This window comes from Agrobacterium sp. a22-2, from assembly GCF_012276985.1.
GTDB lineage: Bacteria > Pseudomonadota > Alphaproteobacteria > Rhizobiales > Rhizobiaceae > Allorhizobium.
The window spans coordinates 125,240-148,625 of the sequence record NZ_JAAXMM010000005.1 but is presented as its reverse complement, the minus strand read 5'-3'; the positions used below and the strand labels follow the sequence as shown (position 1 = coordinate 148,625).

Annotated in this window: 21 protein-coding genes; 9 read left to right on the top strand and 12 right to left on the bottom strand. The window is 62.0% G+C overall.

The features are described 5' to 3' along the window. Nucleotides 1-90: 90 nt before the first annotated feature. Nucleotides 91-873: an ABC transporter substrate-binding protein gene (locus HFC70_RS09645; protein WP_168473025.1), complete on the bottom strand. Its 783-nt coding sequence runs from the start codon at nucleotides 871-873 to the stop codon at nucleotides 91-93. A gap of 299 nt (nucleotides 874-1,172) precedes the next feature. Here HFC70_RS09645 and HFC70_RS09640 point away from each other — a divergent pair, with 299 nt between their 5' ends. Next, nucleotides 1,173-3,068 carry an OmpA family protein gene (locus tag HFC70_RS09640; RefSeq protein WP_246735714.1) on the top strand — a complete coding sequence of 632 codons (1,896 nt, stop codon included), beginning with the start codon at nucleotides 1,173-1,175 and terminating at the stop codon, nucleotides 3,066-3,068. 81 nt (nucleotides 3,069-3,149) lie between these two features. Here the strand turns inward: HFC70_RS09640 and mobB are convergent, their stop codons facing one another. The 4 genes from mobB to HFC70_RS09620 are packed head-to-tail and all read right to left on the bottom strand — an operon-like array spanning nucleotide 3,150 to nucleotide 6,466. After that, nucleotides 3,150-3,671 (bottom strand): molybdopterin-guanine dinucleotide biosynthesis protein B, encoded by a 522-nt coding sequence (mobB, locus tag HFC70_RS09635; RefSeq protein WP_168473211.1) that lies wholly within the window; start codon nucleotides 3,669-3,671, stop codon nucleotides 3,150-3,152. Continuing rightward, nucleotides 3,671-4,294 (bottom strand): molybdenum cofactor guanylyltransferase MobA, encoded by a 624-nt coding sequence (mobA, locus tag HFC70_RS09630; protein ID WP_168473023.1) that lies wholly within the window; start codon nucleotides 4,292-4,294, stop codon nucleotides 3,671-3,673. The genes mobB and mobA overlap by 1 nt, the downstream gene beginning before the upstream one ends. Beyond that, complete coding sequence (locus tag HFC70_RS09625; protein WP_168473022.1) at nucleotides 4,294-5,517, bottom strand: multidrug effflux MFS transporter; 1,224 nt, start codon at nucleotides 5,515-5,517, stop codon at nucleotides 4,294-4,296. The genes mobA and HFC70_RS09625 overlap by 1 nt, the downstream gene beginning before the upstream one ends. Before the next feature lie 37 nt (nucleotides 5,518-5,554). Next, complete coding sequence (locus tag HFC70_RS09620) at nucleotides 5,555-6,466, bottom strand: DMT family transporter (protein WP_168473021.1); 912 nt, start codon at nucleotides 6,464-6,466, stop codon at nucleotides 5,555-5,557. 248 nt (nucleotides 6,467-6,714) lie between these two features. Between HFC70_RS09620 and HFC70_RS09615 the strand changes: the two genes are divergently transcribed. After that, complete coding sequence (locus tag HFC70_RS09615; RefSeq protein WP_168473020.1) at nucleotides 6,715-9,267, top strand: methyl-accepting chemotaxis protein; 2,553 nt, start codon at nucleotides 6,715-6,717, stop codon at nucleotides 9,265-9,267. Between the two features lie 12 nt (nucleotides 9,268-9,279). On the opposite strand, the gene moaA is transcribed toward HFC70_RS09615, so the two are convergent. Next, the gene (gene moaA / locus HFC70_RS09610) at nucleotides 9,280-10,269 is read right to left on the bottom strand and encodes a GTP 3',8-cyclase MoaA (protein WP_246735725.1); all 990 of its coding nucleotides are present in this window, start codon (nucleotides 10,267-10,269) and stop codon (nucleotides 9,280-9,282) included. Nucleotides 10,270-10,476: 207 nt separating this feature from the next. Here moaA and HFC70_RS09605 point away from each other — a divergent pair, with 207 nt between their 5' ends. Next, nucleotides 10,477-10,836 carry a gamma-butyrobetaine hydroxylase-like domain-containing protein gene (locus HFC70_RS09605; protein WP_168473210.1) on the top strand — a complete coding sequence of 120 codons (360 nt, stop codon included), beginning with the start codon at nucleotides 10,477-10,479 and terminating at the stop codon, nucleotides 10,834-10,836. A gap of 18 nt (nucleotides 10,837-10,854) precedes the next feature. Here the strand turns inward: HFC70_RS09605 and HFC70_RS09600 are convergent, their stop codons facing one another. Further along, a complete protein-coding gene (locus HFC70_RS09600) occupies nucleotides 10,855-11,322 on the bottom strand; it encodes a MarR family winged helix-turn-helix transcriptional regulator (RefSeq protein WP_168473018.1) in 468 nt (155 codons plus the stop codon). 47 nt (nucleotides 11,323-11,369) lie between these two features. Between HFC70_RS09600 and HFC70_RS09595 the strand changes: the two genes are divergently transcribed. Together HFC70_RS09595 and HFC70_RS09590 are read left to right on the top strand one after the other, a co-directional pair. Beyond that, nucleotides 11,370-12,272: an alpha/beta fold hydrolase gene (locus tag HFC70_RS09595; protein WP_168473017.1), complete on the top strand. Its 903-nt coding sequence runs from the start codon at nucleotides 11,370-11,372 to the stop codon at nucleotides 12,270-12,272. 80 nt (nucleotides 12,273-12,352) lie between these two features. Next, on the top strand, nucleotides 12,353-12,961 hold the full coding sequence (locus HFC70_RS09590; RefSeq protein WP_168473016.1) for a pyridoxamine 5'-phosphate oxidase family protein: 609 nt from the start codon (nucleotides 12,353-12,355) through the stop codon (nucleotides 12,959-12,961). A 13-nt stretch (nucleotides 12,962-12,974) separates the two neighbouring features. On the opposite strand, the gene HFC70_RS09585 is transcribed toward HFC70_RS09590, so the two are convergent. The 5 genes from HFC70_RS09585 to fumC all read right to left on the bottom strand — a co-directional run bounded on the left by HFC70_RS09585 (nucleotide 12,975) and on the right by fumC (nucleotide 19,433). Beyond that, nucleotides 12,975-14,654: a hypothetical protein gene (locus tag HFC70_RS09585; protein WP_168473015.1), complete on the bottom strand. Its 1,680-nt coding sequence runs from the start codon at nucleotides 14,652-14,654 to the stop codon at nucleotides 12,975-12,977. Between the two features lie 37 nt (nucleotides 14,655-14,691). Beyond that, nucleotides 14,692-15,756 (bottom strand): GGDEF domain-containing protein, encoded by a 1,065-nt coding sequence (locus HFC70_RS09580; protein WP_168473014.1) that lies wholly within the window; start codon nucleotides 15,754-15,756, stop codon nucleotides 14,692-14,694. 226 nt (nucleotides 15,757-15,982) lie between these two features. Beyond that, the gene (locus HFC70_RS09575) at nucleotides 15,983-17,590 is read right to left on the bottom strand and encodes a fumarate hydratase (protein ID WP_168473013.1); all 1,608 of its coding nucleotides are present in this window, start codon (nucleotides 17,588-17,590) and stop codon (nucleotides 15,983-15,985) included. Between the two features lie 105 nt (nucleotides 17,591-17,695). Further along, nucleotides 17,696-17,956 (bottom strand): ribbon-helix-helix domain-containing protein, encoded by a 261-nt coding sequence (locus HFC70_RS09570; protein WP_168473012.1) that lies wholly within the window; start codon nucleotides 17,954-17,956, stop codon nucleotides 17,696-17,698. Between the two features lie 85 nt (nucleotides 17,957-18,041). Then, a complete protein-coding gene (gene fumC / locus HFC70_RS09565) occupies nucleotides 18,042-19,433 on the bottom strand; it encodes a class II fumarate hydratase (protein WP_168473011.1) in 1,392 nt (463 codons plus the stop codon). 158 nt (nucleotides 19,434-19,591) lie between these two features. On the opposite strand from fumC, the gene HFC70_RS09560 reads away from it, so the two are divergent. The 4 genes from HFC70_RS09560 (at nucleotide 19,592) to HFC70_RS09545 (ending at nucleotide 23,367) form a co-directional block, all read left to right on the top strand. Further along, nucleotides 19,592-19,924: a helix-turn-helix transcriptional regulator gene (locus HFC70_RS09560; RefSeq protein WP_168473209.1), complete on the top strand. Its 333-nt coding sequence runs from the start codon at nucleotides 19,592-19,594 to the stop codon at nucleotides 19,922-19,924. 10 nt (nucleotides 19,925-19,934) lie between these two features. Further along, nucleotides 19,935-20,432 (top strand): arsenate reductase ArsC, encoded by a 498-nt coding sequence (locus tag HFC70_RS09555; RefSeq protein ID WP_168473010.1) that lies wholly within the window; start codon nucleotides 19,935-19,937, stop codon nucleotides 20,430-20,432. A 39-nt stretch (nucleotides 20,433-20,471) separates the two neighbouring features. Next, nucleotides 20,472-21,146: an MIP/aquaporin family protein gene (locus tag HFC70_RS09550; RefSeq protein WP_168473009.1), complete on the top strand. Its 675-nt coding sequence runs from the start codon at nucleotides 20,472-20,474 to the stop codon at nucleotides 21,144-21,146. A gap of 322 nt (nucleotides 21,147-21,468) precedes the next feature. Next, on the top strand, nucleotides 21,469-23,367 hold the full coding sequence (locus HFC70_RS09545; RefSeq protein WP_168473008.1) for a murein L,D-transpeptidase: 1,899 nt from the start codon (nucleotides 21,469-21,471) through the stop codon (nucleotides 23,365-23,367). Nucleotides 23,368-23,386: the final 19 nt, after the last annotated feature.

Sequence of the window (23,386 nt, the reverse complement as noted above, 5' to 3'; positions counted from 1 at the left end):
AAGCCGCTTATGTTCTTGCCCTCAAGTTTCAATGAAAAATGGCGGAAGGGCAAGCCTTCCGCCATCGACTTTCAACAGAATGAACGAGGATTATTCGCCGTAGACGTCGAAATCAAAATACTTGTCGTTGATTTCCTTGTACTTGCCATTGGCGCGGATCGCGTCGATCGCGGCGTTGAATTTGCCGGCGAGCTCGGTTTCGCCCTTGCGGATGGCAATGCCGGCGCCGACGCCGTTGATCTCGACGTCGATCGGCAGGGTCGCCAGGATCTTGCAGCAGGCGCCGGCTTCCGACTTCACCCATTCCGACAGAACGACGACGTCATCGACCACGCCGTCGATTCGGCCATTGGCGATGTCGAGCTTGTATTCGTCGGCGGTCGGATAGAGCTTCAGTTCCGACTTGGCCATATGCTTTTCGGCATAGTTGGAATGGGTCGTCGAGGCCTGCGCGCCCAGCGTCTTGCCGGCCAGCGCTTCAGGCGTTGCTTCGGTCAGGGCCGAATCCTTCGGCACGGCGATGGCCGGCGGCGTGTTGTAATATTTATGGGTGAAGTCGACCTTTTCGGCGCGCTCCGGCGTGATCGACATGGATGCGATGATCGCATCGAACTTCTTGGCCTGCAGGGCAGGGATGATGCCGTCCCAATCGTTGGTGACGAATTCGCAGGTCACCTTCATCTCGTCGCAAAGGGCTTTTGCGATATCGATATCGAAACCAGTCAGCGTTCCGTCGGATTCGAGGTTGTTGAAGGGCGGGTAGGCGCCTTCGGTGCCGATGATCAGCTTTTCGCCTTCAGCCATGGCGCTGCCGGCCATCAGCGACAGGGCTGCAATCGATGCAGCGGCCAGGAAACGGGTCGAGATACGCATGAGAATCCTCTCTGTTGGTCCCCCGCGCGGTTCTTCTGTCTTTTCCGCACGGGATGGAATTCGGCGGCTCTGGGTCCGCGCTGGCCCGCAGTCTTGCCGTTTTTGCGCAAATTGCAACCAGAATCATGTAGGGAGCGGCGGCGGATACTTGACCTGAACTGACCGTTCAGCGGGCGTTCAGACTGGAACCATCATCGTGTTGCCACCGTTACATGTTGTTACGTTCGTGCTTTGCCCGAACCGACAATAAAACAGAACACTACAGCGGAGCACACAGCTCCACCCACGAGGAACCATCCATGGCAGGAACTTCTAAGATCACCGGCTCCGTCTTGTTGGCACTCGCCACCATCGCGGTCCAGTCCGGTCAGGCCGGAGCGGCGATGCCGGGCGTGCAGCGCCCGTTCATTGCCGAAAGCGCCGTCACCCATGTGGCAATGAGCGTTGAGGAAGCAACGGCCCGCCTGCAGGCAGCCCAGCAGGCTTTTAAGGCTGCGAAGGCAAGCGGCGGCGATTTTAAGGCCGAGCAGGCCGAGGTATTGGCCGCGAAGAAGGCACTTAATCAAGCCAAGGCCGCTGCCGCCGGCCAGCAGCAGCCGGAGCGCAAGAAGCCGCAGCCCGCCGATGCTGCCAAGCCGAACCGCGAAAAGCCCAATCGCGACAAGCCGATCGAAAGCGATGCCCAGCAGCCGGATCGCAAGAAGCCGCAGCCGGCCGACGCTGCCAAGCCGAACCGCGAAAAGCCGAGCCGCGACAAGCCGATCGAAAGCGATGCCCAGCAGCCGGATCGCAAGAAGCCACAGCCGGCCGATGGCACCAAGCCGAACCGCGAAAAACCCAATCGCGACAAGCCGGTTGACGAAGAAACGCAGCAGCCGGAGCGCAAGCGTCCGCAGCCAGCGGATGACCAGCAGCCGAACGATGCCGGGAAGCGTCCGCAGAACGACAATACGGCTGTGGAGGGCGGCGATCGCCCGCGGCCGGACGCCCGTCCTCGCCCAACCCGCGCCGACACGCCGGAAGAGCGGGCCCGCAAGAAGAAGGTGGCTGACAATCCCGGCGAGACCGACGAGACCGTCGTTCTGCCGGTCGATCGCGGTGCGCCCGTTCTCGACAGCGACAAGAATGCCGGTCGCAGGGGACAGTCCGACCAGGACCGCCGCAAGCGTCGCGAAGACGGTGCCAAGCGCCCCGTTCCCAAGAACGATGCCGAAGCCCAGCGTGGCGAGAATGGCCGGCCGCGTCCTCCCGTACGGGTCGAACGTGCCGACCGCGAGCGCGGCGAGGAACTGCGGGACCGTCCACGCTATGAAACCCGGGATGACAGTCGCGTCGAACGTCGTGTCGACAACCGCCTTGTCATCGAGTTCGGCGACGACATCATCGTGCGGGGCGACGACAACGACCGCTTTGCCCGCTATGGCCGCCCGCCGGTCTACGAACAGCTGCCGGCCGGCCGCGTTCGCGAAACCGTGTTCAAGACCAACGGCGACCGTATTGTCAGCATCCGCAATCGCTACGGCGATCTGATCCAGCGTTCGCGCATCGATCGTCGCGAACGGGAATCGATCCTGTTCTTCTCGCCGGAACTCTTCTATGCCGACGATGCACCGCGTCCGGTCTATCGTGACCCGGGCCTCGACCTGCCGCCGATGCGCCTGCAGATTCCGGTTCGTGACTATATCATCGACACGACGAGCGAGCCGGACCGCGACTATTACGAGTTCATCGAGCAGCCGCCGGTCGAAGAAGTCGAGCGCGTCTATACGCTCGAGGAAGTCCGCAACTCGGCCCGTATCCGTGACAAGGTGCGCCGTATCGATCTCGATACCATCACCTTTGCCACGGGCAGTGCCGATATTTCGATGAACCAGGCCGGTTCGCTGCGCAAGGTGGCCGACGCGATCAACAAGTCGCTGGCCGAGGATCCGGGCGAAACCTTCCTGATCGAAGGCCATACCGACGCCGTCGGTTCGGACGAATCCAATCTGGTTCTGTCCGACCTGCGTGCCGAGGCGGTCGCCAACGTACTGACGGAAGCCTATGACGTTCCGCCGGAAAACATGGTGACCCAGGGCTATGGCGAGCAGTTCCTGAAGGTCGACACCGACGAAGCCGAGCAATTGAACCGCCGCGTCACCATCCGCCGCGTGACCGCCCTGGTCCGCCCGGTCGAAGCCGCCCAGCAGCAGTAACATCGCTGCCATCTGAAATGGAAAAGGCCGCCGGATCGTCTCCGGCGGCCTTTTTCTTTGCGCTTCAGCCGGCGCTGGCGTTCAGGCGGCGCGGTCCGGCAATCCGGTGACGCGGGCAATGAAATTGGCGATCGCCATGGTGTCGTCGAGATCGAAGACCGGCAGGCTGGTGTCTGAGACCGGATGGTCTGCTGCAATCGCGACGATATGCGGATCGGTCGGGGCCAGAGGTTCCCGGTTGGCCGATGCCAGCCGGCGCGCCTCGATCTTCGGAACGGGCTCGCGCTTGTAGCCCTCGATCAGCACGAGATCGCATAGCGCCAGGCGGGCAAGGATGTCTTCAAAGGCCGGTTCCGGTGCTCCCCGCAACTCGTGCATGATGGCATAGCGCGTGCCCGAGACGATGGTCACTTCATGGGCACCGGCCTCGCGGTGGCGATAGCTGTCGGCTCCCACCTTGTCGATGTCGAAATCGTGGTGCGCATGCTTGATCGTCGAGATCTTGTAGCCGCGCCGGGTGAATTCCTCGACCAGGCGCACCGCAAGCCCGGTCTTGCCGGAATTCTTCCAGCCGGAAATACCGAAAATGCGCGGTTTGGTCATCATGCAAGGGCCTCGTGATAGCGTTCCGCCTTAAGAAGATCCTCGGGCGTGTTGATGTTGAGGAAGGGGTCGAGCGGCCCCTCGGTGGTCTCAACCATATCGAAATCGACCACGACCACCCGCTGTCCCTCGATGAAGCGCATGAGTTTGCGGTTCTGCGGATCGGTGAGCCAGGCCTCGATGGCGGGGGCCAGCGAGACCGGCCAGAGCCCGACCACCGGATGCAGCCGCCCGTTCGACCGGGCCAGCACTATGGCCGATCCTGCGTCGAGGCCGGCCGACAGCCTGGAGACGAGGACGCGCGGCACGAAAGGGCAATCGGCCGGCACGATCAGCAGATGGCTGGCAGTCGGCGCCAGAATGGCGGCATGGCGCATGCCGGCGGCAATGCCGGCTAAAGGTCCGGGATGGCCGGCCAAGGTATCGGGCACCACAGGCAGGCCGAAGTCATTGGCGAAGTCCGCCGGCGCATTGATGGCGAGCAACGAGGTCTGCGTGGTCAGGCGCTCGATCACATGGGCAATCAGCGGCCGGCCGCCCAGAAGCGCTAAGGCCTTGTCGCGCCCCATGCGCCGCGACAGGCCGCCTGCCAGGATGATTGCCGGAGGCAGCATGTCCGTCATCAGCCCTCTCCGTTGCCGGCCGGATCCGGCATGTCTGCGGTGGCGCGAAGAAAGAGGATGGAGGCAACGGCGAGCAGGCCGCAGGCCAGCATCACGGCGAGCAGCGGCCACGAACCGGTCTCTTCCGTCAGGATAGCCGAGGCAAATACCGACAGCACAGCGCCGCCCGCCATGGTAATGGCGCCGCCAAGACCCGAGGCGGAGCCGGCCAGTTCGGGCCGCACGCTGACGATGCCGGCATTGGCGCTCGGCAGCGTCAGCCCGTTTCCGAAGCCCATGATGACCAGCGGGCCGAAGAAAGCCAGCGCCGAGGTGTAGCCGAAGCCTGCCAGCACCAGCGGGATGATCGTCCCCAGGAGGCAGAACAGGCTGCCGATCAGCATCATGCTGGCAATGCCGAGCCGTCTGGAAAAGCGGCCGGAAAAGAAGTTGCCGACCAGATAGCCGGCGGCGACGAAGAAGAACTGCACGCCGAGCATGCTGGGGCTCAGCTTCAGGATGGTGTTGCCGATGAAGGGCGCACCGCCCAGAAAGGCAAAGAAGGCGCCGGAGGTGAAGGTTGCCGTCATCGTATAGCCCCAGAAATGCGGCGAGCCGATCAGTTGCGGCCAGGCCTGCAATTGTTGGCGAAAACTGCCGGATTTCTGCCGGTTGGTTTCGCCGAGATCGAAGACCACCATGGCCAGAACAGCAAGCCCGAGCACGAGGAGGGCGACGAAATTGGCCTGCCAGCCGAACAGGTCGTTGAGAATGCCGCCAAGCGTCGGCCCGATCATCGGCACCACGGTCATGCCCATGGTGACATAGCCGATCATCGAGGCGGCGTCCTCCATCGGCACCATGTCGCGCACCACGGCGCGCGATAGCACGAGACCGGCGACGACGGCAGTCTGCAGCATGCGGCCGATCATGAAAACGACAAAGCTGGTGGCGAAGATGCAGACGAGGGTCGCCACGAGCAGCACGATCAGGCTGGCAATCATCGTCGGGCGGCGGCCGTAGCGGTCGGATAGCGGGCCGATGGCGATCTGCAGAACGGCGATGCCGGCCAGATATCCGGACACGGCCAGTTGCATCACGGCATAATCGACGTCGAAGAAGGCCGCCATGTCGGGCAGCGACGGCAGGAAGATATTCATCGACAGCGCCGACAGGCCGGCGATCAGCACCAGCGTGACGATATGGGGCGGTGACTGGCGATCGAGAAGCTTGCCCTGATTCACCGTTGCGCACTCCGTCGCAGACCTGCCGCGCGCATCATCAGACCGGCGATCCTGGTTGCGATTCCTGTCCGACCGGATCGGCCAATTGCCGCTTGTTTTCCCGGTAGAATGTGTAGAGCCCGGAGCAGATGACGACGGTCGCGCCAAAAATCATCCAGATATCCGGCGTTTCCCCGAAAAAGACGATGCCGAGGCCGAGCGCCCAGAGCAGGCTGGTATAGCGGAACGGTGCGATGAAGGAGATTTCGCCGGTGCGCATCGCCATGACGATGGATTGATAGCCGACGAAGACCAGCAGCGATGCCAGCGCTAACAATCCGAAGGTCGAGCCCGACATCGGCTGCCAGCCGCCCATCGGCACGATGAGAAGAGCGCCGACGATCGCGTTGCCGACGGCGGTAAACAGCGTCACCGTCAGGGATGGCGTGGAGGCGCCGATCTTCTTGGTCGCCAGGTCTCGCGAGGCGGCGGCAAAAACGCTGACGACGACATAGAGCGAGGCGAGGGTAAAGCCTTCCGGGCCGGGGCGAATGATGATCATGACGCCAAGAAAGCCGATCAGGATGGCGGTCCAGCGCCGCCAGCCGACGGGTTCTTTCAGCACCAGTGCCGCGCCGAGCGTCACGGCCAGCGGCAGCGACTGCAGGATCGACGAGGCATTGGCGAGCGGGATATTGCCGAGCGCGCTCAGATAGGTGATCGCCGCCAGGATCTCGAAGCCGATGCGCAGCAGGATCATCGGATCCTTCAGAATGCGGACATGCCGCAGAGCGCCCATCTGCCGGGCGATGACATAGACGAGAACGGTGGTCAGCGCTCCGCGGACGAACATGATCTGCCCGACATTCACGAAGGGCGTGACCGCTTTTACCAGCGCATCGTTGCAGGTGAATCCTGCCATCGAAAGTGCCATGAGAACGGCGCCTTTCATGTTGTTCGACAATGCCATGCTGGGGAGTATCCTGTTCGTCGGTGGCCCCTTCTAGACCATAAGTTAGCAATGCAAAATCGCTTTTCGGCAAATGAATGCGCTGAAAGGCTGCAAATCGATGCTGCGCCGCGAAAATCCATGTGGCGGATTAACCAAAGGTCAAACTTCATTTCCGAGTGTGTGTCATGATTTCGCATGAGGCGATGTCCGAGCGCCCGATACGCCGCAGATGCCTTGCGGACAAGGGATACCTGTCCGGAGTTGCCATGTCTTTCATCGATCGCCTTTTGCAGGGACGCCGTATCGTCACGAAGGTTTTGATCTTCGTCGTGCCCTTGGTGGTGCTGATGGCAGGCGTTGGCCTGCTGGGCTATCACACGGCCAACATGCTCAACGGCCACATGACGGTGACCCGCGCCACGATCGGCAATATCAGTGATCTGGAGGAGCTGCAGGCCGCCTTGCAGGAGTTCTCGATGGAACCGGCCGATGCGACCAAGGGTCAACTGACGCAGGCAATCGCCGATCAGCAAAGCGGTGTTGCGGTTCTCGACGGCGTGCTTGCGGGGCAGGCCAAGGCCGAAAGCCTGGACACGGTTCGCGCCCTTGGCGCCGCGGTCAGCGCCACGGTCGACCGAATGTGGGCCAACAAGGTCGAACGCGACGCGATCGGTGCCGATCTGGGCGCCACGCTTGCTGCCACCGACGCGGAAAGTGACCTTGTTGCCAAGCAGGTCGATTTCGTCAGTGCCGATTTCGTCGAGAAGGAGCGTTTTGCCAAGGAGCTGCTGTTCGATGCCGCAGCCTTCAAGGGGCTGACCGACAAGATGGGCAAGATGCGCGCCGCGGTACAGATGGCGTTTACGCCGGAAGAGCAGCTTGACGAGGTGAAACTCTATTCCAATTCCATCGTCAAGGAACTTGCCAAGGCCGAAGTGCTGATCTCCAAGAAGGGCGCGACGACGCTCGTCAAGATCCGTGACGCCATGGCCAAGCTGGATGCGATCGTCAATTCGACGGTCTCGCCGGATGAGAAGGCCTCCGCCTTGGCGCCGGTCCTGTCGTCCTTCGTGCTCATCGAGCAGGACATGGTTTTGCAGGCCGCCAAGAATTCCGACGTCGCCGCCGATCGTTTCGTCGGCCTCGACAAGCTGGTGGCCGGCCAGAAGGAATTGCTGGAGCAGGTGGACAATGTGCTGCGCCATCTCGATACGCTGCAACTGCATGCCGAGCGCATGATGAGCGCCCGCGACGACGCATCGCGCCAGCTTGTGCTGTCGGATCTGGCAACGATCCGCACGGCGGCGGCCAAGGTTTCGGAACTCGGCGCCAAGAACAGCACGATGCGCGATTTCGACGCCAAGGTCGAGCCGCTGGCCTTGGCCATCGAAAAGCGCTCGGCCGATCTTCTCGCCGCAGAAGCGGCCTGGAAGAACGAACGCCAGCAGGCGACCGCCACCGTGTCCGCCAGCATGGCGGCCTTGCGCGATTTTGTCAGCAATGCCCAGGAACTGGGCCGCGAGGACAGCGAACGCTCGGCCTCGATTTCCGTGATCGCCATGGTCCTCGGGACTTTGATGGCGATCATCGGCGGTCTGCTGTTGATCGAGACCCTGCGCTCGCCGCTACGCCGCATCACCGAGATCATGAGCCGGCTTGCCAGTGGTGACCTTGGCGTTGCCATCGACGGCCGCGGCCGGCGCGACGAGATCGGTGACATGGTGCGCTCGGTTTCGGTTTTCCGCGATGCGGCGATCGAGAACCGCCGGCTGGAGGAAGAGGCTGCCTCGGCGCGGCAATTGTCGACCGAGGAAAGCGAGCGCCGCATGCGTGAGCGCCAGCAGGTCGAGGCGGAACAGCGTGCAGCCCTTGAGGCGCTGTCCTCCGTGCTGCATGCGCTGTCGGAAGGCAATCTGGAACGCAAGATGAGCCGCGACCTGCCGGCCGATTTCGTCGACATGGCGGAAACCTATAACGAGGCCGTGGAAGCGCTGCGCGTCACGCTCGCCGATGTCCGCGATACCGCCGAGGAGATCAACGCCGGTACCGGTAATCTGGCCGTATCGGCCGACGATCTTGCCAAGCGCACCGAACAGCAGGCCGCTGCCCTGGAACAGAGCGCCCGTGCCCTGGCGCGCCTCGGCGATGTCGTCCGCAGCACCGCCGAAAGTGCCGGCCGCACCAAGCAGTCGGTCACCACGGCCCGTTCCCAGGCGCGCCGCTCGGGCGAAGTGGTCGACAAGGCGGTCGCCGCCATGGGCGAAATCAATCGCTCCTCGGAAAAGATCTCCACCATCATCGGCGTCATCGACGAGATCGCCTTCCAGACTAACCTTTTGGCCCTCAATGCCGGTGTCGAAGCTGCCCGCGCCGGCGAGGCGGGGCGTGGTTTTGCCGTGGTTGCCCAAGAAGTTCGCGAACTGGCCCAGCGCTGCGCCAATGCCGCCAAGGAGATCAAGGGATTGATTTCGGTCTCGGCGACGCAGGTACAGAGTGGCGTGCAACTGGTCGAGCAGACCGGCGAGGCGCTGGCCGAGATCATCCACCAGGTCGAAGATGTGCAGACGCTGGTCGAGAATATATCCTCGGCCACCAGCGAGCAGTCGGTCGGCATCAGCGAAGTGTCGCGCGCCGTGCAGGACGTGGAACTGATCACCCAGCGCAACGCCGCCATGGTCGAGGAAAACAATGCCGAGATTCATGGCCTGCGCCAGCGGGTTGAACTGCTGACCAGCAAAATCGAACAGTTCAAGACGCGGGATCTGACGGAGCAGACGCAGGGGCACGGCTACGCCCCGGCCCGTCGCCTTTCGGCATAGGTGAGCCGAAGGTCAGCCGCCCGTCACGCTCATGTGGCGGGCGACAGCCGGACGGTTGGCCTTGCGGTCGATGATGAAGTCGTGCCCCTTGGGCTTGCGGCCGATGGCCTCGTCGATGGCCGCCGACAGATAGGCGTCGTCGTCGGAGGCGCGCAGGGCGGTGCGAAGATCCGCCGCATCGTTCTGGCCAAGGCACATATAGAGCGTGCCGGTACAGGTGAGCCGCACCCGGTTGCAGCTCTCGCAGAAGTTATGGGTCATCGGCGTGATGAAGCCGAGACGCCCGCCGGTTTCCTGCACTGTCACATAACGCGCCGGTCCGCCTGTCTGGTAGCCATTGTCGGTTAGCGTGAAACTGTCCTCCAGCCGCGCCCGCACCGTCGACAGCGGCAGATAGCGGTCGGTGCGGTCCTCGTCGATCTCGCCCATCGGCATGGTTTCGATCAGCGTCAGGTCCATGCCCTTGCCATGGGCGAAGCGCATCAGCTCGGGGATTTCCTGCTCATTGAAGTCCTTCAGCGCCACCGCATTGATCTTCACATGGATGCCCGCTGCCTGCGCCGCTTCGATGCCCTCCAGAACCTTGTCGATTTCGCCCCAGCGGGTGATGGTGCGGAACTTGGCGGCATCCAGCGTGTCCATGGAGACATTGATGCGCCGCACGCCGCAATCGGCCAGTTCCGCCGCATAGCGCGACAGCTGCGAGCCGTTGGTGGTCAGCGTCAGTTCCTCCAGAGCACCGGTCTCAAGGTGCCGACCCAGTTGGCGGATCAGATGCATGATGTTCTTGCGCACCAGCGGCTCGCCGCCGGTCAGGCGCAGCTTGCGCACGCCCTTGACGATGAAGGCGGAACAGAGTCGGTCCAGTTCTTCAAGCGTCAGCAGATCCTTCTTCGGCAGGAAGGTCATGTTTTCCGCCATGCAATAGGTGCAGCGGAAATCGCAGCGATCCGTCACCGACACGCGCAGATAGGTCACGGAACGGCCGAACGGATCGACCATCGGCCCTCCTGTGAAGGCGAGCGGCTGTGCGTTGTCGAATGATCCGGAACTGTGGTCCAAGGGAAATCTCCTAGTCTCACCCATAAACTGGGTGTTTCGCCGGGCCGCGTCAAGTAAATGGCGCGTTATCTCAGGGGTAAAAGGTCTTGCACTGCACAAGTGGCACGCGTAGGTCTCATGTCCTTAACGAATGAACTGGGCGAAGTGATGAGCGATATCTGGCCGACTGAACTGAAGGTCTCGAAGGACCGGCGGCTGCTGTCCGTGGCCTTCAACGATGGCAAGAGCCACGATCTGCCGGCCGAAATGCTGCGCGTGCTGTCGCCGTCCGCCGAGGTCAAGGGCCATGGCCCGGGCCAGCAGGTGACCGTTCCGGGCAAACGCAACGTCGAAATCAACGCGGTGATTCCGACCGGAAATTATGCCGTGCGCATCGGTTTCAACGACGGCCATGACACCGGCATTTTCACCTGGGCCTATCTGCGCGAACTCGGCGAAAAGGGTGGCGAGATGTTTGTCGCCTATGAGGCGGATCTGGCGGCCAAGGGCCTTAGCCGCGGCAACTGAACCGGCTGCCGGGACGTTTTACAACTCCTCGGCAAATTCCTGTTGCAGCGCCTTGACGACGCCTTCCAGAACCTCCGCCATGGCCGTGCATTGCTCCAGGTTCGTGGTCGACAGGGTGCGTTCGATCAGGTCGGTCTGGATCGTCATGGCCTGCTCGGCCGTGTGGCGGCCGGCATCGGTCAGGTGCAGCCTGAGCACGCGCTTGTCGCGGGTATCGCCGCGCCGCTCGATCAGCCCGCGCTTTTCCATCTGCGGCAGCAGCATGCTCATGTTCGAGCGGCCGACCAGAAGCTTGCGGGCCAGTTCCTGCTGCGAAATGCCGTCGAAGCGGTAGAGATTGATCAAGATATCCAGATGCGGCGGCTTGATGTCGAGATCGGCAAGTGCGCGTGTCAGCACGGTCTGCATCATCTGGCAGCTGCGGCCGACCGCAATCCAGCTTCGAAACCGCGGATGATCCCACGGCAGGGCTTGCTTTTTGTTCATTCTTGCACTTTATTGTTCATCATTGAACATTAATCGGGAATCCCACTATGGCATCCTTCGCGCTCAACGTCATCCGTCTTGGCTTGGCCGCCGCCGGTCGGGTCGCGCCGAAGGTGACCGGCAGGCTGGCCTTCGAACTGTTCTGCCGCACACCGTCGCGCCGCCCGAAGGGTGGGAAGGCGCGGCTTGCGGTGGAGGCGGGCCGGCAGCGTCTATCTCGCGCTGTCGAAATGCCGTTCGACATGGCCCATGGGCAGGTCATGGCCTATCGCTTTGCCGGGGCACATCGCGCCGCAAAACGATTTCTGGTCGTCCACGGCTGGGGAGCAGGCGCCCTGTATGTCTCGGAACTGGCGGAAAGCCTGGCCTCGACCGGCGCCGAAGTGGTGGTGCTCGACCTGCCAGGGCATGGCAAGTCGGCCGGACGGCGGCTCAACATGCGCATGGCGGTCGATGCGGTCATCCAGGCGCAGGAGTGTTTCGGCCCGTTCGACGGAGCGGTCGGCCACTCCTTCGGCGGTGCCGGTCTGATGATCGCCCACGGCGGTGTCATGGCTGGGGCCGGGCAGTTGTATGTGGACAAGCTTGCCGTCATCGGCTCGCCGAGCGAAATTCACTGGCTGTTTCGGGATTTCTCAAACGCCCTGCTCCTGTCGCCCGCCGTTCGTCGTGAACTGGTGCGCCATGCCGAAACCGTGGCGGGCTGCAGTCTGGACGCCTTCGATACCGTGGCCATCTCGCAGCGGCTGCGAGCGCCGCTGCTGGTCGTGCATGCCGAGGACGACAAGGAAGTGGCGGTCGACCATGCCCGCCGCTATGCCTCGGCCGGTCCGCATGTGCGCTTTCACTGGGCCAATGGCTTCGGCCACCGCCGCATCGTCAGCGCGCCGGAGGTCATGCAGGGCATCTCCGCCTTCCTGCGGGACGATGCCGACAGCGCTGCCGCCTGATCAGGGCAGCGTTGCATTTTGTCATCCTATCGTCATGCTGGCCCTTTAGGCGGACTGCATTTCAAGGACAGGGCAGGGCGATGACGATTATCAGGACGGTGGAGGAACTGAAGGCGATCTATGACGGCGTGAGCGAGGCCTCGCTCGTCAAGGTGACGAGGACCTTGACGGCTGAATACCGCCAGATGATCGAAGCGTCTCCTTTCGTTGCTCTGGCGACCGTCGGCCCCGAGGGGCTGGACTGCTCACCGCGCGGCGATCTCGGCGGGGTGGTCCGCATCCGGGACGACGCCACGCTGCTCTTGCCGGACTGGCGCGGCAACAACCGAATCGACTCGCTTTTGAACATCGTCCGCGATCCCAGGGTAGCGCTGATGTTTCTCGTGCCGGGGTCGAATACCACCATGCGCATCAACGGGCGGGCCGAGATTTCAGTCGATCCCGCCTTGCTGGAAAGCTTCGACATGGATGGCAAACATCCGCGCAGCGTTGCCGTGATCGCCATCGACGAGGTTTATTTCCAGTGCGCCCGCGCCGTCATCCGCGCCGAGCTGTGGAACCCCGAGCAGTTCGTCGATCCGGCTGATTTGCCGACGCCCGGAACTTTGCTCAAAGCCGCGAAAGCCGATTTCGACAAGGATACCTACGACCGCGAATGGGCCGGCCGCGCCGCCAAGACCATGTGGTGACCGCCGGCGATCGTTATTGCGGGCAGGAGGGCGAGGAGACCGCGTCGATATCCAGCGGCACAGACCGATCGACCTTGTAGAGATCGGCAAAGCCGCCGTCGCGGATCAGCTGAAGCCCCTTGGGCCGTTCCTCGCCGGTGATCCGGTCCGGCATATCGGCATTGATCACCAGCACATAGTCGAAACGCTCATGCCAATGGGCGAGATAGGGCGCGAAGGCCTCGGCCTCCCGCCGCTTATTCGGGCATATCAATGTGGCGATCGAGGCGACGGCTCCGTCCTGCACGGCGATTTCGCTCCACGGCGGCAGAACCATCAGCGGCTGCTTGCCGCGCGCCGCAAACACGGTCGGCACGAAGGAATGGGCCATCGGCACGGCCAGCGTCGGCAGATGCCAGATGGTCGGGTTTCGCGGTCCGTAGAACCGCCACGGCGCGGCATAGCGGACGCTGACATCGACCTCGTGCAGCAAGGGCAGCACGGCCGACCCGGGAGGGATCAGTTCGATCGCCTGCAGCACGTCATCGACGTCGCTCTGGCCCTGCCACCAATTGTAGCCGATCCAGCCGGTCCGGCCGAACACCGCCAGGCAAAGAGCGATGACCAGCATGGCCGCCTGGCGGGGCGAGGCCTGCGGATAAGGGCAGATCATCGCCATCAGGGTCAGCCCGGTCATGATCGGAAAGCGCCAGCTGATCCAGCCGGTGCCCAGGATATGGGTCGGCGAAATGATCGAGATCAGCAACAGTCCGCAAGCGCCAAGCAACAGCCCGCCATGCAGGCGGTAGCGGCGCGTCACGAGCGCAAAACCTATGACGGCCACGATCGGCAGCAGGAACAGAAGATCGACGACCGGCAGGTAGGTCGAGATGCCGGACAAGAGGTTGGAGATAAGCAGGCCGAGATTGTCGGTCCATACCGTCGGTACCCGGCCCTGATAATCGGCCGGCAAGTTGTCGGTGCTCAAGAAAATATAGACGGGCGCCAGGGCAGCGGCTACGGACGCCAGCAACACCCGGCGTGCCGCACCGCCAAGCCTGCCGGGCTTGTGGAGTTCGCGCAGATCCGCCGGAATTTCCAGCGCACAGATCAGCACGATGAAGAAGCCGACCGAGAAGACATGGTTCAGCGTCAGGATCAGGCCGGCCGCGATCCGCCAGGCAAAGGTGATCGCCGGATGGCGCCGCTTCAGCGAGAGATCGGCGGCGGCAAACAGCAGGGCCAGCCCGAGCCCGATCTGGAAGTTGATGAAGCCACCGATCATGGTGGCGCACCACGATGTGAACAGCAGGGCGATTTGCCAGACATGGCTGCCGCCAAACAGCCGCCGGTGTAACGCAATGGCGCCAAGCGGCGGCAGGACGATGGCTAAAAACAGGAAGACATGCGCCAGAAGATCGACCCCGATCGTCGGACCGATCAGCCGCGTCAAGAGGTCGATACCGACATTGGTCGCCGTCCGGTCCCATTCGAGCGCGTAGACGCCGGGAAAGGGCGCGATTTCGATACCGCCTGAAATCAGCCACAGGCGCGCATAGTGGTTCGGAAAATCGAGGATCGGCGGAAAGCGGAAGGCCGCCACAAGTGCCGCGATCGCCAGTACATAGAGACCGATGACGGTATTGGCGGCCCTTTGGCCGCGCTCAAGCGTCTCCGATGATAGTCGCGTCGATGTGGGGTCGCTGGAATCCATACCGTCTCGCTCTGATGTCAGGCTGTGCGAGCCGGGCTCAACGCTTGTAGATCAGCCAGCTCTTGGAAAAGTCCTTCTTCATGCCTTCTTCAAAGAACCGGGTGCGGTTTCGTCCGGTGTTCTTCGCGCAATAAAGGGCGATGTCGGATTTGCTGTAGAGCTCGCCGGGATCCTCGCAATCGCCGGCCATGCTGTAGCCGAGCGAAATCGTCACGGGTCCGTAGTTGACGCCGGTCTTGGAATTCTTGAAGGGCGTTGTCTCCAGCGCGATGCGGATGCGCTCGCAGATCATGTTGACTTCATCAGGCGTATTGCCGTTGACGATCAGGGCGAATTCTTCGCCGCCGGTGCGTGCCACGAACGTATCCTTGCGCACATTGGCGCGGATGACGGTGGCGACGGTGGCGAGAATCTTGTCACCGACCGGGTGGCCATAGGTGTCGTTGATCTTCTTGAAATGATCGATGTCGATCAGGATGAGTGCCGTCAGGGCCGGGTTGGCCGAATGGGCATAAAGGCTGGCCAGCCGGTCGTCGAAGGCACGACGGTTGGCAAGCCTCGTCAGCGAGTCGGTGTTGGCGATCCGTTTGTACTCGTCCAGTTCCTTGCGGACATCGTCCATTTCCTGGGACTTCTGGCTGACGCTCTCGACGGTCTTTTCGCCATGCGCCATGGTATTACCGGTCGCTTCCGTCAGTATGTTGATGGCATTGCGCAGGATGTCAGCGCTGGCAGTGCTCTTAGTATTGATGCGCGAATAGGTTTCGCCAAGCAACTTGTTGTAGCTTTCCAGCGAATTCTGCTCCTGCCGGAGCAAACGCAGCAGCCCGTCGAGTTCGGCGACGATCTTGGAATGGGCCGTCTCGAAGACGCGCGTATGATTGCGGAAATACTGTTCGCCGATCGCGTCGAGGTCTTCCTGCGTGGCACGGCTGCCCAACGCGGCCAATTCGCGAGTGAGTGCGGGGTTGGCGCCGATGTAAGCCTCGTAAAACAGCTCATAATTGCGCGGAATCGGCGATATGCCCATCGTGCGCATCGCGAAGGTAATTTGCGCCGCAATGTCAGGAACTTGCGCCTTCGGCGTCGCTGCCGTGTTCATCGGCGAACTCCCAATCTCTCTGTAATCGCATCCACTCAGATAGTTACTCTGAATTTCTTTGGAAAGTTTTAATGGCGGATGCCCCAATTGTGGTTGGTAATTCTTTGTGGCAGGGCCGATATTACTGAATTAAAGCGTTGAAAATGAACGGCAAAAAATGCCGCAAACGACGAAGGGGGAGCATTTGGCTCCCCCTGTTGATCGGTTGATTGTGCCGCGCTGGACTTTATTCGAGCTTAAATTCTTGAAAAAAGTCATTTCCCTTGTCGTCGGTGACGATGAAGGCCGGGAAGTCCTCGACCTCGATGCGCCATACCGCTTCCATGCCGAGCTCCGGATATTCCAGCACCTCGACCTTGCGGATGCAGTCCTGGGCAAGGCGCGCGGCGGGGCCGCCGATCGAGCCGAGATAGAAGCCGCCATGGGCCTTGCAGGCCTCGCGCACGGCGCGCGAGCGGTTGCCCTTGGCCAGCATCACCATCGAGCCGCCGAACGACTGGAACTGGTCGACATAAGAGTCCATGCGGCCGGCAGTCGTCGGCCCGAACGAGCCGGAGGCATAACCGGCCGGCGTCTTGGCGGGTCCTGCATAGTAGACCGGGTGGTTCTTCATGTAGTCGGGCATGCCTTCGCCCTTTTCCAACCGTTCGCGGATCTTCGAATGGGCAAGGTCGCGGGCAACGATGATGGTGCCGGTCAGCGACAGGCGGGTCTTGACCGGATGCTTGGTCAGTTCGGCAAGAATGGCGCTCATCGGCTGGTTGAGATTGATCTTGACCACCGAGGAAGACAAGGCGGCTTCATCGATGTCCGGCAGGTATTTCGACGGATCGGCTTCGAGCTGCTCGATATAGATGCCGTCCTTGGTGATCTTGCCGAGTGCCTGGCGGTCGGCGGAACAGGACACGCCGAGGCCGATCGGCAGCGATGCGCCGTGTCGCGGCAGGCGGATGACGCGTACGTCGTGGCAGAAATACTTGCCGCCGAACTGCGCGCCGACACCCATCTGCTGGGTCAGCTTGTGGATTTCGGCTTCCATCTCCAGATCGCGGAAGGCATGGCCGGTGTCCGAGCCCTCCGTGGGAAGACAGTCCAGATAGCGCGCCGAAGCCAGCTTGACCGTCTTCAGCGTCATTTCCGCCGACAGGCCGCCGATGACGATGGCCAGATGGTAGGGCGGACAGGCCGCCGTGCCGAGCGACAGGATCTTGTCCCTCAGGAATTCGATCATCCGGTCATGGGTCAGGAGCGATGGCGTGCCCTGGTAGAGATAGGTCTTGTTGGCCGAGCCGCCGCCCTTGGCCATGAACAGGAACTTGTAGGCGTCGTCGCCTTCCTCGTAGATGTCGATCTGGGCCGGCAGATTGGTCTTGGTGTTCTTTTCCTCGAACATCTTCAGGGGCGCCAGCTGCGAGTAACGCAGGTTGCGGCGCTCATAGGCGTCGCGAACGCCGGCGGCCAGTGCGTCGTAATCGCCGCCATCGGTCCAGACGCGCCGGCCCTTCTTGGCCATGACGATCGCCGTGCCGGTATCCTGGCACATCGGCAGGATGCCGCCGGCCGCGATATTGGCGTTTTTCAGGAGGTCATAGGCCACGAAGCGGTCGTTGTCGGTGGCTTCCGGGTCGTCGAGGATCGAGGCGAGCTGTTTCAGGTGGCCGGGGCGCAGCAGATGGTTGATGTCGGCAAGCGCCGTCTCGGCCAGCAGGCGCAGGCCCTCCGGCGCGACGGTCAGGATGTCCTGGCCCTTGAACGTCTCGACCGAGACATGGTCGGAGGTAATCTTGCGATAGGGGGTGGTGTCTTCGCCGAGGGGAAACAGATCGTCAGCCATCAGTCAAAAGCCTTTCGGAGGCAGGTTGTCGGATGGCGTGGTGTACGGCGGCGCTGGTTAAATTTCAATGATTCTAAAGAGGGGGGCGGCATGTGGCGATTGCGCTCAGGCAAGGTCGCCCAATGCGCGAAGGAAGTTGGCAGCGTTGACATTGTCGCGGCCATTCTGGGCGATGCCACGCTCGTAGGTCTTCTTCAATTCCAGCTCGAACTCGCGCTGATCGAAGCCCGACTGCCACGCCGTCAGCGCCTCCTGCACCACCTCGCTGGCATTGGCGTAAACTCCCGCCATGACCAGCGCCTCGATCCGGGCGGCGAGGTCCGGATCGAGATACACCGTCAGTTGTTGTTTGGCGAGTTGCAGCATGAATGGAACATTAGCGGATTCGTAATCAAAGCGGAATCCCCCTTCTGCAGGTGCCGGCAGGGTGCAAAGGCGGTCGCGCCGTTGATCACTTCGGTCCGATCATCAGCTCCGGCCGCACATACTCGTCGAATTCCTCGTTGGTGAGGTATCCGCCGCCAACGGCTTCCTCGCGCAGCGTCGTGCCGTTCTTGTGGGCCGCCTTGGCGATCTTGGCGCAGGCATCATAGCCAAGCTTGCCGTTGAGGGCCGTCACCAGCATCAGCGAGTTCTCGACGCCCTTCCTGATATTGTCCTCGCGCGCCTCGATGCCGACCACGCAATTGTCGGTGAACGAGACGGCGGCATCGCCGAGCAGCTGCACCGATTGCAGGAAATTATAGGCCATCATCGGATTGTAGACGTTGAGCTCGAAATGTCCCTGGCTGCCGGCGAATGTGATGGCGGCGTTGTTGCCAAAGATGTGGGCGCAGACCTGGGTCAGCGCTTCCGACTGGGTCGGGTTGACCTTGCCCGGCATGATCGACGAGCCCGGTTCGTTTTCGGGCAGCGACAGTTCGCCCAAGCCGGCGCGGGGGCCGGAGCCCAGAAAGCGGATATCGTTGGCGATCTTGAACAGGGCGGCAGCGGCGGCATTGATGGCGCCGTGCGAAAACACCATGGCGTCATGGGCGGCCAGCGCCTCGAACTTGTTCGGCGCGGTGACAAAGGGCAGGCCGGTGATCGTGGCGATCTCGGCTGCCACCTTTTCGGCAAAACCGATCGGCGCATTGAGGCCCGTGCCGACCGCCGTGCCGCCCTGCGCCAGTTCGTAAAGGCCCGGCAGCGTCAACTCGATCCGCTTGATGGCCGAGGCGACCTGCGCGGCATAGCCGGAAAACTCCTGGCCGAGCGTCAGCGGCGTGGCGTCCTGGGTATGGGTGCGGCCGATCTTGATGATGGAAGCAAAGGCCTGCGCCTTGGCGTCGAGGGCTGCATGCAGGTGCTTCAGGCCCGGCAGCAGGTGGTGGACGATCTGCTCGGCGCAGGCAATGTGCATGGCCGTCGGATAGGTGTCGTTCGACGACTGGCTCATGTTGACATGGTCGTTGGGATGGACCGGCTTCTTCGAACCCATCACGCCGCCGAGCATTTCGATCGCCCGGTTGGAGATCACCTCATTGGCATTCATGTTCGATTGCGTGCCGGAACCGGTCTGCCAGACCACGAGCGGGAAATGGTCGTTGAGCTTGCCGTCGATGACCTCTTGTGCCGCCACGATGATCATGTCGCCAAGGCCCTGGTCCAGTTGACCAAGCGCGATATTGGCGCGCGCCGCCGCCTGCTTGACGATGCCGAGCGCACGCACGACGGCGGCGGGCTGCTTTTCCCAGCCGATCTTGAAATTGCCGAGCGAACGTTGCGCCTGGGCGCCCCAATAGCGGTCGCCGGCAACCTCGATAGGGCCGAACGTGTCGGATTCGATGCGTGTCTGTGTCATGTCAGGTCTCCGGGACTGCAAGGGACGAAAAGCTTCGCGCCTTATGTAGCGCCTCGACCGCATGCCGCCAACGCCAATCCATATCCTGAACTATAAATTCAACTTATTTGCGCGCTTTTGTCGCTTGCAATGTTCTATAATTCATGATTTATGGAAATATGAATAAGAGGCACACTTTGGAAGCAATGTCGGCGCTGGCTCATGAGGGGCGGCTCGATGTTTTCCGGTTGCTGGTGCGCGCCGCGCCGCTCGGGATGAACGCTGGCGATATCGCCGCAGCCCTCGACGTGCGCGCCAATACGCTGTCGGCCAACCTGACCATTCTGTCCAATGCCGGACTGGTGCAAGGGGAACGGGAGGGGCGCAACATCCGCTATCGTGCCGATATGGACGCGATGCGCGGCATGCTGGCCTTTCTTCTTGAGGATTGTTGTGGAGGATCGCCAGAGCTGTGCCAGCCTGTGCTGGATGAAATAGCCTGTCGTTGTTGAGGGACTGATCATGGAAAATTCGCATTTCAACGTGCTCTTCCTGTGCACGGGCAATTCCGCACGCTCCATCATTGCGGAAGCATGCCTCAATCGGGAAGGGCAGGGCCGGTTCACCGCCTATTCTGCGGGCTCGCATCCCAAGGGCGAAGTCCATCCTCTCGCCATTGAACTTCTGAAGCGCTTGAATCACGATACGTCAGGTTTACGCTCCAAGAGCTGGGAGGCGTTTGCCGTTCCCGGCGCGCCGAAGATGGATTTTGTTTTCACGGTTTGCGATCAGGCGGCGGCCGAATCCTGTCCTGTCTGGCCGGGTCAGCCGATGACCGCCCATTGGGGCGTTCCCGATCCCGCTGCCGTCGAAGGCACCGAACCCGAAAAGGCGCTCGCCTTTGTCGACACCTATCGCATGCTGAGCAACCGCATCTCGATCTTCGTCAACCTGCCGATGGCAAGCCTCGATCGGCTGGCGCTGCAGAAACGGCTGACCGATATCGGCACGGAGCGCTGATTTCGTGGCCAGTGGCATCCGGTTTGATCAAGGGAGACGATGCCTGTGACATTGGCACAACGGCTGGCGGCCGAATTCGTGGGGTCATCGATGCTTCTGGCAACCGTCGTGGGGTCCGGCATCATGGCCGAGGCGCTGGCCGGCGGCAATATAGCGGTTGCTCTGCTTGGCAACACGATCCCGACGGGTGCCATGCTCGTCGTGCTCATCACCATGCTCGGGCCGATCTCCGGCGCCCATTTCAATCCCGCGGTGACGCTCGTCTTTCGGGTGAAGGGCGAAATCAGCAATGCCGATACGCTTGCCTATATCACGGTCCAGCTTGCCGGAGCGCTTTGCGGCGTCCTGCTGGCGCATCTGATGTTCGATCTGCCGATCTTGCAAGCCTCTGCAAAGGTCAGGACGGGCAACGGGCAATGGGTCTCGGAAGCTGTCGCCACATTCGGCCTCGTGTTCACAATATTGGCCACCCGCCGGTTCCGGCCCGAAACCATCCCCATGGCGGTCGGCCTCTATATCACCGCCGCATACTGGTTCACCGCCTCGACCTCTTTCGCCAATCCTGCCGTGACGGTGGCGCGCGCCTTTTCAAACAGTTTTGCCGGTATCCGTCCAGCGGATGTCCCGGGCTTCGTTCTGGCGCAGATTGCCGGAGCCGGCCTGGCGCTCCTCTTCGCCGACTGGCTTCTGGCGACGCGTCAGACGAGGCCCTGACAGCATTCCGGCCGGTTGCTGTCGTTTGCGTGTCATTTTTGGCACGGCGAGCGGCAATCTTGGTAAGTGGCTGAGCGCAAAAGCGAGCGATTCTGACGCTGATCTGCTTGCGTAAATAAAAAATTCACGAATATTTACATTAGATTTACCGATTGCCGGGCACCTTGGTGGCGCGGTTCTCACATTAATTTGACATCCGCATTCATTGACGGTTGGCATACGGAATCTTTTCAATGGCGAAGCTATGGGCTAGTCATCCGTCAAACGTCAATCCGGCGCATGTCCGGCTGGCTGCGACATTAGATTGGGATTGAAATTGCGAATGACCAGACATAGACGAATCGCAGTAACGGCAATGCTGGCTGCGATGACGGCCCTGAGCGGTGTTCCGGCGACGGCTGATGCCGCAACGCTCATGGACTTCCTGCGAGGCGGCCCGGGCCGCACAAAAAACCAGAGCGTGTTCGGCTCGCAACAGCAAACCATGTTCGGCTCCGACCAGCGCGGCGGCGCAGCCGGTTTGGCCGATATGAGCGATCCGGAACCTCTGCCGAAGATCAGTGGCCCGCGTTACTATACCTACAAGCCCGAGCCGCAGCGTGCGGTGGTGATCAGGCAGACCGCGTCTGTCGCCGTCGACGCCGATATTGCCACAGGTTCGATCGCGGCAGGGCAGGCGGGCGATCCGCGTGCTGCCATGGCGTCGGTGAAGGTTCAGGCAACCAAGGATGTCGCCGACGCCGTCGAGGCCTATTATAACGACAATCGCCCGCTGCTTTGGGTGCTGGATGGCGCAGTCACGGAAAAGGCGCACAAAGCGCTTGAGGCGATGAGCCGGGCGGCTGAAGTCGGCCTTGATCCGCAGGATTACAGCGTCACCCTGCCGGCCGATCCGGTCGAGGGCGCCGATCCGGCAGCCCGCTTGGCGGACCTTATGCGGTTCGAACTGGCGCTGTCGGCCAAGGCGCTCACCTACGTGCAGGACACGGTGCGCGGCCGCATCGATCCCAACAAGCTGTCGGGCTATCACGATCTGAAGCGCAAGACGGTCAATCTCGCGCCGGTGCTCAACATGATGCGCCTGAGCCCCGATGTTGCCGCCTATATCAAGAGCCGCGATCCGTCGACGAGCCAGTTCGTGGCGTTGAAATCCGAACTCGCTCGGCTGCGCATCGAGGACAAGAATGCCGGCCCCGGTATTACCATTGCCGCCGGCACGCTTTTGAAGCCGGGCAACAGCAATCCCGAAACGGCCAATATCATTGCCGCCGTTCGCGAGAATGCCAGCGATGCGCTGAAGGTCGAGCATGCCCTGACGCTCGCCAATTACACGGGCACGCCGGAATACACACCTGAACTGGTGGCCCTGGTCGAAGGCTTCCAGAAGGAACGCGGCCTGAAGCCGGACGGCGTCGTCGGTCAGGCGACGATCCGGGCCATGACCAGTCACAGCAATGCCGAGAAGATCGAAAAGCTGATCGTTGCCATGGAGCAGCTGCGCTGGATGCCGAGCGATCTCGGTGCGCGCTACGTGTTCATCAACCAGCCCGCCTTCCAGGCCTATTATGTCAACGACTACAAGCAGGAAGTCGCCATGCGGGTCGTGGTCGGCTCCCGCTCGAACCAGACCTATTTCTTCAACGACCAGATCGAAACGGTCGAGTTCAACCCGTATTGGGGCGTGCCGCAGTCGATCATCGTCAACGAGATGCTGCCGAAACTGCGGTCGGATCCCGGTTATCTCGACCGGTTGGGCTATGAGGTCAGCTATGGCGGCCGCAAGGTGTCCTCGACGGCGGTCGACTGGAACACCACCCATAGCGTCGACGTGCGCCAGCCGCCGGGCGGCGACAATGCGCTCGGCGAGTTGAAGATCCTGTTCCCCAACAGCCATGCGATCTACATGCATGACACGCCGTCGAAGAGCTTCTTCCAGCGCGACATGCGCGCTTTGAGCCATGGCTGCGTGCGCCTGGCCGAACCGCGCGTCATGGCGGCGGCGGTCATGGGCACGAATGTCGCCGATATCGCCAAGCAGATCGCGTCCGGCCAGAACCGTGCCGTGCAGGTGCCGCAGAAGATCCCGGTCTATGTGTCCTACTTCACGGCCTGGCCGAATGATGCAGGACAAGTGCAGTTCTTCGACGACGTCTATGGGCGCGACGACTATACCCGCAAGGCCTTCGCGGCCACGACTGCGGCGCGCGAAGCCAGAAGCTGATCGGTGTTCGTCAATGCCA

What these genes read in the sequence shown, in the direction of transcription:
- HFC70_RS09570 (WP_168473012.1), bottom strand. Translation starts at nt 17,956, where the DNA reads ATGCTGCAACTCGCCAAACAACAACTGACGGTGTATCTCGATCCGGAC.
- HFC70_RS09550 (WP_168473009.1), top strand. Translation starts at nt 20,472, where the DNA reads ATGCCTGTGACATTGGCACAACGGCTGGCGGCCGAATTCGTGGGGTCA.
- moaA (WP_246735725.1), bottom strand. Translation starts at nt 10,269, where the DNA reads ATGGTCGATCCGTTCGGCCGTTCCGTGACCTATCTGCGCGTGTCGGTG.
- HFC70_RS09620 (WP_168473021.1), bottom strand. Translation starts at nt 6,466, where the DNA reads ATGGCATTGTCGAACAACATGAAAGGCGCCGTTCTCATGGCACTTTCG.
- HFC70_RS09600 (WP_168473018.1), bottom strand. Translation starts at nt 11,322, where the DNA reads ATGAACAAAAAGCAAGCCCTGCCGTGGGATCATCCGCGGTTTCGAAGC.
- HFC70_RS09615 (WP_168473020.1), top strand. Translation starts at nt 6,715, where the DNA reads ATGTCTTTCATCGATCGCCTTTTGCAGGGACGCCGTATCGTCACGAAG.
- mobA (WP_168473023.1), bottom strand. Translation starts at nt 4,294, where the DNA reads ATGACGGACATGCTGCCTCCGGCAATCATCCTGGCAGGCGGCCTGTCG.
- HFC70_RS09645 (WP_168473025.1), bottom strand. Translation starts at nt 873, where the DNA reads ATGCGTATCTCGACCCGTTTCCTGGCCGCTGCATCGATTGCAGCCCTG.
- HFC70_RS09545 (WP_168473008.1), top strand. Translation starts at nt 21,469, where the DNA reads ATGACCAGACATAGACGAATCGCAGTAACGGCAATGCTGGCTGCGATG.
- HFC70_RS09560 (WP_168473209.1), top strand. Translation starts at nt 19,592, where the DNA reads ATGAATAAGAGGCACACTTTGGAAGCAATGTCGGCGCTGGCTCATGAG.
- HFC70_RS09585 (WP_168473015.1), bottom strand. Translation starts at nt 14,654, where the DNA reads ATGGATTCCAGCGACCCCACATCGACGCGACTATCATCGGAGACGCTT.
- HFC70_RS09590 (WP_168473016.1), top strand. Translation starts at nt 12,353, where the DNA reads ATGACGATTATCAGGACGGTGGAGGAACTGAAGGCGATCTATGACGGC.
- HFC70_RS09555 (WP_168473010.1), top strand. Translation starts at nt 19,935, where the DNA reads ATGGAAAATTCGCATTTCAACGTGCTCTTCCTGTGCACGGGCAATTCC.
- HFC70_RS09640 (WP_246735714.1), top strand. Translation starts at nt 1,173, where the DNA reads ATGGCAGGAACTTCTAAGATCACCGGCTCCGTCTTGTTGGCACTCGCC.
- HFC70_RS09595 (WP_168473017.1), top strand. Translation starts at nt 11,370, where the DNA reads ATGGCATCCTTCGCGCTCAACGTCATCCGTCTTGGCTTGGCCGCCGCC.
- HFC70_RS09580 (WP_168473014.1), bottom strand. Translation starts at nt 15,756, where the DNA reads ATGAACACGGCAGCGACGCCGAAGGCGCAAGTTCCTGACATTGCGGCG.
- fumC (WP_168473011.1), bottom strand. Translation starts at nt 19,433, where the DNA reads ATGACACAGACACGCATCGAATCCGACACGTTCGGCCCTATCGAGGTT.
- HFC70_RS09575 (WP_168473013.1), bottom strand. Translation starts at nt 17,590, where the DNA reads ATGGCTGACGATCTGTTTCCCCTCGGCGAAGACACCACCCCCTATCGC.
- HFC70_RS09605 (WP_168473210.1), top strand. Translation starts at nt 10,477, where the DNA reads ATGAGCGATATCTGGCCGACTGAACTGAAGGTCTCGAAGGACCGGCGG.
- mobB (WP_168473211.1), bottom strand. Translation starts at nt 3,671, where the DNA reads ATGACCAAACCGCGCATTTTCGGTATTTCCGGCTGGAAGAATTCCGGC.